Annotated in this window: 6 protein-coding genes and 1 pseudogene; 1 reads left to right on the top strand and 6 read right to left on the bottom strand. The window is 49.3% G+C overall.

From position 1 onward, the window contains the following. A partial coding sequence (gene murJ / locus JWG39_RS14130; RefSeq protein WP_439099721.1) for a murein biosynthesis integral membrane protein MurJ occupies positions 1–1,718 on the top strand: 1,718 nt, incomplete at its 5' end. Positions 1,719–2,196: 478 nt separating this feature from the next. Here the strand turns inward: murJ and JWG39_RS14125 are convergent. From JWG39_RS14125 to JWG39_RS14100, 6 genes and pseudogenes are all read right to left on the bottom strand, one after another. Next, positions 2,197–2,502: a phasin family protein gene (locus JWG39_RS14125; RefSeq protein WP_205220067.1), complete on the bottom strand. Its 306-nt coding sequence runs from the start codon at positions 2,500–2,502 to the stop codon at positions 2,197–2,199. 3 nt (positions 2,503–2,505) lie between these two features. Continuing rightward, on the bottom strand, positions 2,506–3,498 hold the full coding sequence (locus JWG39_RS14120; protein ID WP_205220066.1) for a tRNA dihydrouridine synthase: 993 nt from the start codon (positions 3,496–3,498) through the stop codon (positions 2,506–2,508). A gap of 8 nt (positions 3,499–3,506) precedes the next feature. Beyond that, positions 3,507–5,888, bottom strand: a complete 2,382-nt coding sequence (locus tag JWG39_RS14115; RefSeq protein ID WP_205220065.1) for a cyclic nucleotide-binding domain-containing protein — start codon at positions 5,886–5,888, stop codon at positions 3,507–3,509. 380 nt (positions 5,889–6,268) lie between these two features. Continuing rightward, positions 6,269–6,433, bottom strand: a pseudogene (locus JWG39_RS14110) (IS1595 family transposase); the annotation flags it as partial. Positions 6,434–6,753: 320 nt separating this feature from the next. After that, positions 6,754–9,051, bottom strand: coding sequence for a cyclic nucleotide-binding domain-containing protein (locus tag JWG39_RS14105; protein WP_205220063.1), 2,298 nt, complete (start codon positions 9,049–9,051; stop codon positions 6,754–6,756). 648 nt (positions 9,052–9,699) lie between these two features. Beyond that, positions 9,700–11,997, bottom strand: coding sequence for a cyclic nucleotide-binding domain-containing protein (locus JWG39_RS14100; protein WP_205220062.1), 2,298 nt, complete (start codon positions 11,995–11,997; stop codon positions 9,700–9,702). Positions 11,998–12,189: the final 192 nt, after the last annotated feature.

Below are 12,189 nucleotides of genomic sequence, written 5' to 3'. Positions count from 1 at the left end.
GGTCAGGCCCGCCCCGGAGTGCCGTTTTCTTTTCCAGGGACCAGCGCCCCGCCACCAGTTCACAGAGACCTATGTCAGAGACACATATCGTTCCCACAGACAAAACCAAAATCAGGGAAAAGACCCCCGACAGCAGGCAAGAAAACAACAATAAGAAAATTGTCAAATCTGCGGGTTCCGTCGGGATTGCAGTAATGTGCAGCCGGGTGCTCGGCCTGGTGCGTGAGCAGATCTTTGCCGGTTTCTTTGGTGCGGGCTTTACCTACGACGCCTTTGTTGTTGCTTTCCGCATTCCTAATCTTCTGCGTGATCTCTTCGGGGAAGGAGCGCTGTCTGCGGCCTTCGTCACCGTCTTTTCCCACTATGACGCCAAAAAGAGTGATACCGAGACCTTTCAGCTCGCCTCCAACGTGCTCACCTTTTTCCTTATCTTTCTCTCCCTGCTGGTGCTGGTCGCCATCTATTACGCCGGATCTCTCGTCACCCTGCTTGCACCAGACTTCGCCGGGATGCCAGGCAAAGTGGAACTGACTGTAAAACTCACCCGCATTATGCTCCCCTTCATGGTCTTTATTTCCCTCTCAGCGGTGGTTATGGGGATGCTCAATACCAAAGGAAAATTCTTCGTTCCGGCACTGGCCTCCAGTTTTTTCAACCTCGGTTCGATTATCGGCGGGACCAGTCTCGCCCTGCTGCTGCCCCTTTTCGGCCAGCCGGCGATTGTCGGTATGGCCTGCGGGACTCTCATCGGCGGTGTTCTGCAACTCGCCGTCCAAATTCCCGCCCTGTACGGTACCGGCTATCACTACAGGCCACAGCTCAATCTTCGGGACAGTGGTCTGCACCGTATTCTCAAGCTGATGGTGCCTGCCACCATCGGCCTCTCCGCTACCCAGATAAACATCTTCGTCAATACCAACTTCGCCGCATCCTGCGCCGAGGGCTCGGTCTCATGGCTCTACTACGCCTTCCGCCTTGTACAGCTGCCCATCGGTATCTTCGGTGTAGCGCTCTCCATAGCCATGCTGCCGGTGCTGGCAAAACAGGCTGCGCGAAAACAGGTAGAAGAGATGAAGGAAACGCTGGTCTCCTCGCTGACCATGGTTTTCGCCCTCACCATCCCCGCCACCGCCGGCCTCATTCTCCTCGCCGAGCCGATTATTCGACTCATCTTCGAACACGGCGCCTTCACTCCGGCCGACACCCTCGCCACCGCCAACACCCTCATCTTCTACTCCATCGGACTCTTTGCCTATTCCGCCAACAAGGTACTGGTGCCGGCCTTCTACGCCCTCGATAAAACCCGCTGGCCGGTCATTGCCAGCTTTCTCGCCATAGGCATGAACATTGCCATTGTCACCCTCACCATCGACCGCTGGCAGCACCTCGCCATCGCCCTCTCCACCTCCTGTGTAATGATCATCAACTGCGCTTTTCTTCTCACCATTCTCTACCGCAGCATGGGAGGATTTCCCCTGCGCACCCTGCTCCACGGGCTGTGGAAGACCGCTCTCTCCTGTGCCGGTCTGGTAACCGTTATTGAGCTTCTTCTGCCGCTGCCTGGCGAGTTGCTCAGCGGTGGAATTGCCGGGCAGTGCCTTGGGGTTTTCCTGCTGGTTACAGCTGGCGGAGTAACCTATATCCTCATCCTTTCTACGTTGAAACTTCCCGAGCTTGATGTCCTGACGGCAAAAATCAAAGCAAAGTTCAGCAGGTAATACCATTCCTATTAAGTTGTGACCGTACTCAATGCCATTTTCACTTTCTATTGGCGAATGTAAAGGCAGGGGGATGGGAGACAGGAGAAAGGAGACGGGAGACAGGGAAAAGCAAAAGACGGAACAGCGAAAAACTTTTTGCCAAAGGAAATCTCTAAACATGCGAATAAAGGCAAAAAATTTTAAAATTAAACAGAGAATTGCTGTTGTTCTATCTTTACTTGCATTCTCTGGTTAATACAAAATGTAAATGATATAAGAGCAGAACCTTTCTTTCCTGCAATGCCATTCTCACTGCGCAAAAAAAGGCTGGCGGAGGTTATTAATCTCTGCCAGCCGTGACGTCTGCCGGAAGATGTTCCGGGTCTCTTTCCGACAACCTGCCAGTCTATCGCAAGACGTAAAAAGGGCTGCCCGGCAAAGAGAGGCAGCCCAATTACATGAAAAACAAAAGATCTGGAAAAATTTTCAGCGGCGTCTATTTCTTCAGCGACGCCAGTTCCTCTTTCATGGCGGCAATTTCATCCTGCAACACTTTTACATCGTCGGCATGGGCAAGATTGAGTTTCTCAAGTGCTTTGTCCACCGCACCCTCAGTCTGCTGTTTCATCGATTCGCGGGACTCCGCTGCCTTCACCTTCAATTCATCAACGAATTTACGACCTTCAAGCTCGGTCATCTTTCCCTTTACGATCATATCGTTTGCCAGCTCTTCCACCTTTTCCGAAGTCAAAGAGGCGAAACCTACGCCTGCCAGTGCCGCTTTTTTCATCAGTTCCAACATGAGTCATCTCCTTAATTCTTCTTCACAGGTTTCAGCGAAAAACAGGCGAGCCCGCTCCTCCGCCTCTTCAAGATTATCACTGCTCTGCACTTTCGCCTCCAAATTGTGTCCGAAGCGAAAATTCCTGCTGTAATATCGGGTAAATATTTTCAGGCGGCTGAGACACTTTTCCGATGCAAACCGCTCTCTCAATAATTCAATAAAATTATAATACATCTTTTCTGCATCTACAGATTTTTTTTCACCCCGGCCAGAAAAATTGAGGGCAATATCTCTGCATAACCACGGCTGTTCTACTCCGCCTCGACCAAGCATAACGCCGTCAGCACCGGAACGCTCCATGGCCAGACGGGCATCTTCAACAGAAAAAATACCACCGTTGATAAGAATCGGCACCTTCAATGCCCTTTTTACCGGAGCCACCTCCTCCCAATGCGGCCGCCGGCAGAACTTCTCTCCGGGACGGCGCGCATGCACGCTGATAAGGTCAATACCTTCTCCTTCCAGCATCCGACAGAAATCCACAGCAGCCCCCGGTTTCTCCGCCGGGGAAAGACGAATCTTGACACTCAGTGGAAGATCGGTTGCCCGGCGCAGCACAGCCAGCATCTCGCGCAGAAGAGGCAGATTGGCAGCCAGCGCAGCTCCCGCCCCCTGTTTTCTCTGAGCCGGTGCAGGACAGCCGAGGTTGAGATCTATTCCCGCCGCGCCGAGGCCATATATCCGGGCAACAGCCGCCTCTACCCTTTCCGGTTCCGCCCCGACCAGCTGGTAAAAAAGGGGGCGTTCCTCCGGACTGAAATGGAGCAGCGGGGAGTGTTTCGGGGTCTCACTCGGCAGGCGCCTGACAGCCAGCATTTCGGTGAAAAGCAGTCCAACCCCGCCGGTACGCAGCACGAGGGTTCGCAGGGCTGTATGCGTAAGTGCCACCATGGGACCGAGAGCAATAGGGGGATCAAGGATTAATCCGCGCAGCTTGATTGGGGAAATTTGCATGAAAGGACTCAGGAATGTATCATATTGGAATGGAGGATCTCCATAAATTCGTCGTTATCAATCTCCCGGGAGAACTTGATGTGTACCGAGTAACTCTGGCTCAGGGGATCAAAAAGACGTACGCTGACAACGATGCCGGGATAATCGGCGGAGAAACCATGATCCATCTTGAAACCGGTCTGAATATGTCGACCGAGCATCTCCAGTGACGTCTCGCGACGGACAAATTTGAGGCTGAAAGCCACCCCGCTGCGTGAGAGGTCAAGCAGTTCTCCTTTAAAAATACGGTTCGTGCGGCGACTGTATTTCCCCGCAGGATCAAGAAACTGATGTCTTGTCTGAGTGTGAATGGCATAGCGCGAAGCAGCCCGGCGGTTATCACCAGAAAGGGTAACAATCTTAGAGCTGTTGATCTCTTTTGCACAGTAACTACGCAAATTTTCAAAGATTTGGGGAACCTCATTCTTAATTTTCGTCCAGGCCTTCTGATCTACGACCTGTACCTCAACGGGCGACAGCGCCTTGAGAGTCACCGTCCACACAGAGGCATCAAAGAAATGATCGCCGCCGAGGACAACTCCCGGATTTACCCGGCGTAGAAAATGCTCTATCCCGCCAGACGTATAACTCAGGCTGACATTTCCGGAGTTGAGCAGGAAGAGGCTGCGATCCATATCGCCACTCTTCACGAGAATATCACCCTTACTGTAACTTTCCGGCGAGGAGTTGCAGTAAAGGATATTGAATTCCTCGGTGGAGAGGGCATTGCTGAGTTTTTCCCAAATGCCGAGCTGCCGGGGTGTTATGGCACGGATACGCTGGTCATCAATAGAATTACCGAGTTTCACCACCTCGTCGAGGGCAAACGGATCGACCTCAAACAGACGATTTTTGAGGTGATCTGCCACGTCATATTTCTTCTGTTGAATGGCAGCAGCAGCCTCCTTATAAATATACTTCCCGGCACCACGTTCATCCCCCATCTCAAGATATTTGTGGATCCTCTCTTCCATCGGTTCAAGGATCTCTTCAAGAGTCTGTTTCACGAGATTGGCATGAACATTCAGGGCATCAGCCTCCCCGTCAGCCCTGTTACTACTGTGACGAACCTGCGGCGAAACCGTGCTCAGGGCATCGTCAATGAGTACAATAATCTGCGCCCCGCCAATGATCCACAGATAGTCCCTGCGCATCTCACTGAGAAGATCAATCGTTTCCTCCCGGGGATAAACCTTAAGCCCTGTGATGATGAGGGAAAGGAGGCCAACAGCCCGGGAGAAAGAAAAGGTGTTACGCTTATCTGCAATGTGCTGCAGGGCATTATAAAAACTCTCGTCAAACTTTTCGAGTTCAAGAAGATAACCAAGCAGGTCAAGCTGTAGTGACTCGTTGACCAGCGGCAGAGCCCGTAAATACCGCTCTCTTCTGCGTTCTTCGTTCAGGTGGGTGACAGCATTAAGTGCTTCCTGCTGCACACGCATATCAGGAAAACTGAAAAAGGGTTCAATCTGGGGGTAGTTTGCGTCATCTCCAAGTTCTCCGAAGATACTCAGCACGGCACAAATCACCGACCACGGCGGGTGACCATCAAGGCAGTGAATCAGAGCCGGAACAAGGGCATCCCCATAGGAATAGAGAATTTCCAGCAGAGCTGCACGTTCATCACGGCAGACAGTTCCGGCCATTTTTATCAGCAGTGCGGAAATACAGGCGGAACCGAAGTAGTCAACGACAGCCTCAATCAGTTCCTTGTCCTCTTTAACCTGCGGGTAGTTGCAGAAGACCTTGTTGCAAAAGCTGTCTCCCGGCAGTACCTTCAGTGCATAACTGACTGTACTGCGCAGTGCGGGCGTTTTTTTTCGCCTGCCGGAACTAATATCTTCAAGCAGCTCAATGCTCGTCAAAACCTCTTCAAAATTACTGCCATCAGCGAGCTCTTCAATCGTGCGCAGAAACTGACGAATAACCGGCTCAATACCGGCAAGCATCTCCGTTTCCTCCATCAGCCATTCCCGCATAAAAAAGTTGCAGCAAAGAATTCCGGAAGAAAGATGGTTTTCAAGAAAGAACTCAGAGGCATGAAAGAGGACGAAGATGATCTTCTCTCTCACCTCAAATTTTCCACGGAAAATTAATGGCAGCATGCCCTCAAGAATATTACTGAGGAGCTGCGGTTCAGAACAGCTTTTACGATCGAAACACCTGCTCAGGCTGCAGACAAAATCACGGTCGTCAAGAAGCTTCAGGTCACCGCTGGAGAACAAATCAAGATTCTGTTGGACACGAACTGCAACTCGCTGCGTCTCTATTTGTGCAGGACTGATAGAAACCTCTTTTCGGGATTCTTTCTCATGATTTTCTCTCTCCTTGTGTATTTCCTTTTCTTCCATAATCTGTTTCGATGTGAAGTCTTTTGTTCTCCCCGGCTGTCAGGAAGACATGTCCCAGGGTATCTGAAGCTACGTGCCGATGACGGCTTATGCGCTCCTGCCATTGATCAGGCATTAAACGCATTGGAGAAAAAACATTTCGTGGACAGAGCTGTGAGTTCATTCGAAACTGTTCAATCGGGAACACAGGATAACCAGTATTTCGCCTATTTTCTTCGTTACAGTCAAAAATTTATCCTTGAGATATCAATAACATCAATGGCGAACAATAAGTCGGTATAAGCACCTTCACAAATTTTTTTTTAAAAAAACATGGAAATATCGTCTAAGATGTTGATATTACCAGGTAGAATTTAAGGCTCATGTTGTGTTTCAGGGTCTTATCCAACCAGCACTTCAACCAGCGAGTGAAGCAAGGTTTTCCCTCGCTTGCCAACATTATGAACAAACTCGAAGAAACCAGGAGAGAAAGGGAGTTTCTCTTGTGAGCCCCCCCGGTGTGGGCGCAGCCAGCTTCGCAGCAGGGACCAGAAGCCTTCCATTGTATACAAAACGGACACCCGCAGTCATCAGGCCAGCGTAACTCACGCACAGTGGCGTAACATTGGACATCATCCATCAGGGTCTGTATGTGTACCAGCATAGTGCTGGCCTCTTTTCAGTAGTTGGTAAAAGGAAAGCGTTATTTTACCAAATCACGACCCCGAAACGCAACATGAGCCAAACGAAATACAAGATTCTTCAAAGTACCCGGGAAATCAAGAGGAAATGAGGTCGCGACAGTGAGAACCGCGAAAAGGGAAAAGCCACACAGGTCCGATCACTGGCAGGTGCTTCTCATCAAAATTATCATCAGTGACCGAGATCAAGGGGCAATCCGCGCAGCCTGAATGGAATGGAGGATCTCCATAAATTCGCCATTATCAATCTCCCGGGCAAACTTGACGTGTACCGAGGAACTCTGTCTCAAAGGATCCAAAAGACGTACTCCGACAACGATGCCGGGATAATCAGCGGAGAAACCATGCTTCATCTTGAAACCGGTCAAAAGCTGTCGACTGAGCATTTTCAGTGACTTTTCGTGACAGGCAAACTTGAGGCTGAAAGCCACCCCGCTGCGTGAGAGATCAAGCAGTTCTCCTTTTACAATGCGGTTCGTGCGTTGACTGTATTTCCCCGCAGGATCAAGAAACTGATGTCTTGTCTGAGTATGGATGACATAGCGCGAAGCAGCCCTGCGGTTATCACCGGAGAAGGTAATAAATTCAGAGATATTGATCCCTTTCGCACAGTAATTCTTCAGTTTTTCACGAATCTGTGGACACTCATTTTCAATTTTTCCCCAGGCTGTTTTATCAACGAACTGCACCTCAACGGGCGACAGCGCCTTCAAAGTCACCGTCCACACAGAGGCATCAAAGAACTGATCGCCGCCGAGGATAATCCCAGGACTCACCCGGCGCAGAAAACACTCCCTCCCGTCAAACGTATAATTCAGGCTGACACTTCCGGAGTTGAGCAGGAAGAGGCAGCTGTCTATGTCACCACTCTTCACGAGGATATCACCCTTACTGTAATTCTCCAGCGAGGATGTGTCGCAGAGGGTATTAAATTCCTCGTCGGAGAGGATCTCACCGAGTTTTTTCCAAATATCCGGCTGCCGGGGCCTTAGAGCAGGGGTATCATGCTCATCGAAATGATCGCCAAATTTCACATCATCGTACATATACTCCCCGGCACCACTTTCATCCCCCACATCGCTATACTGACGGATTCTTTCTTTCACCGATTCAAGGCTCTCTTCAATGGCCTGGTTCACGAGGGCGGCATCAATATCCAGGGCATCAGCCCCCCCGCCAGCCCTGTTCTTGTGGCGAACCTGCGGCGAGACAGTGCTCAGGGCATCGTCAATGAGCATGAGAATATGTTCCCCGCCAATATTGCGCAGGTAGTCCCTGCGCATCTCATTGAGAAGGTCAATCGTTTCCTCCCGGGGATAAATCTTAAGCCCTGTGATGATGAGGGAAAGGAGGTCAACAGCCCGGGAGAAAGAAAAGGTGTTACGCTTATCAGCAATATGCTGCAGAGTATTATAAAAACTTTCGTCAAATTCTTCACGTTCAAGAAAATGACCAAGCAGGTCAAGCTGCAGTGACTCATCAACCAGCGGCAAAGCCAGTAAATATCGATCTCTTCTTCGTTTTTCGTTCAGGTGGGTGACAGCATTGAGAGCCTCCTGCTGCACACGCACATCAGGAAAACGGAAAAAGGGTTCAATCTGGGGGTAGTTTGAGTCATCTCCGAGTTTTCCGAAGATACTCAGCACGGCACAAATCACCGACCACGACGGGTGGCCGTCAAGGCAGCGAATCAGAGCCGGAACAAGGGCATCCCCATAGGAATAAAGAATTTCCAGCAGAGCTGCACGTTCATCACGGCAGGCAGTTCCGGCCATTTTTATCAGCAGTGCGGAAATACAGGCGGAACCGAAGTAGTCAACGACAGCCTCAATCAGCTCTTTGTCCTCTTTTACCCGAGGATAGTTACGGAAAACCTTGTTGAAAAAGCTGTCTCCCGGCAGCACCTTCAGAGCATGACTGACTATACTGCGCAGTGCGGGCGTTTTTACCAGTCTGCCAGCGCTGATTTCTTCAAGCAGATCAATACTGGACAGCACCTCTTCAAATTTACTGTCATCAGCAAGCTCTTCAACCGTGCGCAGGAACTGACGAATCACCGGCTCAGTACCGGAAGGCATTTCCGTCTCTTCCCGCAGCCACTCCTGCATGATAAAGTTGCAACAGAGGATTCCGGAAGGAATATGGTTTTCAAGAAAGAACTCAGAGGCATGAAAGAGAACGAAGAGGATCTTCTCCCTCATCTCAGATTTTTCGCGGAAAATTACTGGCAGCATGCCCTCAAGAATATCACTGAGAACCTGCGGTTCAGGACAGGTCTTCCGATTGAAACACCTGATCAGGCTGTGGACAAAATCACCGTCGTCAAGGAGGTGCAGGTCACCGCCGGAGAACAGATCAATATTCTGTTGTACACGGTCTGCAGCTCGCTGTTCCTCCATTTGTGAAGGACTGGCAGACACATCTTTTCGGGACTCTTTAATCTTATAATTTTCTCTCTCCTCGTGTATTTCCTCTTCTTCCATAATTTGCTCCCAATATGAGGTCCTTTGCTCCCCGGCTGTCAGGAATACATGTACCAGGGTATTGTATAGACTCATTTGTAATGTAGTAAAATGTAGAATATAGTAGAGCGTTATAAGGATACTTTTACTAAAAGAATACTATCTTAAACGGTTGTATTTATAAATAAAACATGTACAATGAAAGCTGAAAGCAAAGGGAACCTGCAATCCCTGTAATTCATGTAAACTGTTGTACTACAGCAGCCATGGATATTGTAGCTCGGTAGAATCTATCGAGTACATACGTGGAGAATCTTTTAAACTTCGGTTTTATCGAAAATCTTTAAGGATTTACAGAAACGTATAATTTACTATTATATTTAAGATTCTCTGAAGATACCTGCTAATGACGGCTTATACGTTCCCGCCATTGATCAGGCATAAAACGCATTGGATAGCCAGTATTTCGCCCATTTTCTTCGTTACAGTCAAAAATTTATCCTTGAGATATCAATCGGTGACAAACGATAAGCCGGTATCAGCACCTTCATAAAATTCTTTTCAAAAAAACACGGAAATAATTTCTAAGATACTGATAGTCACATGGAAAATTTTATTCTAAACCTCGAACATGGACGAAATACAAGGTTCTTCAAGGTACCCGGGAAATCAAGGGGCAATCCGCGCAGCCTGAATGGAATGGAGAATCTCCATAAATTCGCCATTATCAATCTCCCGGGCAAACTTGACGTGTACTGAGTAACTCTGGCTCAAAGGATCCAAAAGACGTACTCCGACAACGATGCCGGGATAATCGGCGGAGAAACCATGCTTCATCTTGAAACTGGTCAAAAGCTGTCGACTGAGCATTTTCAGTGACTTTTCGTGACAGGTAAACTTGAGTCCAAAAGCCACCCCACCGCGTGAGAAGTTAAGGAGTTCTCCTTTAAAAATACGGTTCGTGCGTCGACTGTATTTCCCCGCAGGATCAAGAAACTGATGTCTCGTTTGAGTGTGGATGACATAGCGCGAAGCAGCCCTGCGGTCACCACCGGAGAGGATAATAAACTCAGAGATATTGATCCCTTTCGCACAGTAACCCTTCAGTTTTTCACGAATTTGTGGGCACTCATTTTCAATTTTTCCCCAGGCTGTTTGATCAACACACTGCACCTCAACAGGTGACAGCGCCTTGAGAGTCACCGTCCACACAGAGGCATCGAAGAACTGATCGCCACCGAGGATAATCCCCGGATTCACTCGGCGCAGAAAACACTCCCTCCCGCCAGAATTACAGTTCAGGCCGATGTCTCCGAAGTTAAGCAGGAAGAGGCAGCAGTCTATTTCGCCACTCTTCACGAGGATATCATCCTTACTGTAACTCTCCAGCGAGGATGTGTCGCAGAGGGTATTAAATTCCTCGTCGGAGAGGATCTCGCCGAGTTTTTTCCAAATGTCCTGCCGCCGGGGCCTTAGAGCAGGGGCATCCTGCTTATCGAAATGATCGCCAAATTTCACATCATCGTACATATACTCCCCGGCACCACTTTCATTCCCAACATCGCTATACTGACGGATTCTTTCTTCCACTGATTCAAGGCTCTCTTCAATGGCCTGGTTCACGAGGGCGGCATCAACATCCAGAGCATCAGCCCCCTTGCTAACCCTGTTATGGTGACGAACCTGCGGTGAGACAATGCTCAGGGCATCGTCAATGAGCATGAGAATCTGTTCTCCGCCAATATTGCGCAGGTAGTCCCTGTGCATCTCATTGAGAAGGTCAATCGTTTCCTCCCGGGGATAAATCTTAAGCCCTGTGATGATAAGGGAAAGGAGGTCAACAGCCCGGGAGAAAGAAAAGGTGTTACGCTTATCAGCAATGTGCTGCAGAGTGTTATAAAAACTTTCGTCAAATTCTTCACGTTCAAGAAAATGACCAAGCAGGTCAAGCTGCAGTGACTCATCAACCAGCGGCAAAGCCAGTAAATACCGATCTCTTCTTCGTTTTTCGTTCAGATGGGTGACAGCATTGAGAGCCTCCCGCTGCACACGCACATCAGGAAAACGGAAAAAGGGTTCAATCTGGGGGTAGTTTGAGTCATCTCCGAGTTCTCCGAAGATACTCAGCACGGCACAAATTACCGACCACGACGGGTGGCCGTCAAGGCAGCGAATCAGAGCCGGAACAAGGGCATCCCCATAGGAATAGAGGATTTCCAGCAGAGCTGCACGTTCATTACGGTCTACAGTTCCAGCGATTTTTACCAGCAGGGCGGGAATGCAGGCGGAACCAAAGAAGTCAATAACAGCCTCAATCAGCTCCTTGTTCTCTTTTACCCGAGGAGAATTGTGGAAGACCTTGTTGAAAAAGCTGTCTCCCGGCAGCACCTTCAGAGCATGACTGACGGTACTGCGCAATGCGGGCGTCTTCACCAGTCTGCCAGCACTGATTTCTTCAAGCAGGTTAAGACTTGCCAGCACCTCTGCACATTTACTGTCATCAGCAAGCGCTTCAACCGTGCGCAGGAACTGACGAATCACCGGCTCAGTACCGGAAGGCATTTCCGTCTCTTCCCGCAGCCACTCCTGCATGATAAAGTTGCAACAGAGGATTCCGGAAGGAATATTGTTTTCAAGAAAGAACTCAGAGGCATGAAAGAGAACGAAGAGGATCTTCTCCCTCATCTCAGATTTTTCACGGAAAATTACTGGCAGCATGCCCTCAAGAATATCACTGAGAACCTGCGGTTCAGGACAGGTCTTCCGATTGAAACACCCAATCAGACTGTGGACAAAATCACCGTCGTCAAGGAGGTACAGGGCACCACCGGAGAACAGATCAATATTCTGTTGTACACGGTCTGCAGCTCGCTGCTCCTCCATTTGTGAAGGACTGGCAAAAACCTCTTTTCGGGGCTCTTTAATCTTATAATTTTCTCTCTCCTCGTGTATTTCCTCTTCTTCCATAATTTGCTCCCGATATGAGGTCCTTTGCTCCCCGGCTGTCAGGAAGATATGTACCCAGAAGTGGCAGTATAAAATATCAGTCCCCGCATACCAATAAAAAAACAGGAATCCTCCCGTAATTCGTCGATTCAAACAGAATAGGAAAAGCCGGTATTACCGAGATGAAAAACTAAAGGATCTCTGCAAAGGGAA

It is taken from the genome of Desulforhopalus vacuolatus (assembly GCF_016918505.1).
GTDB classification, from domain to species: Bacteria; Desulfobacterota; Desulfobulbia; order Desulfobulbales; family Desulfocapsaceae; genus Desulforhopalus; species Desulforhopalus vacuolatus.
The sequence above is the reverse complement of the archived record's forward strand: the minus strand, read 5'-3'. Positions and strand labels throughout refer to the sequence as shown.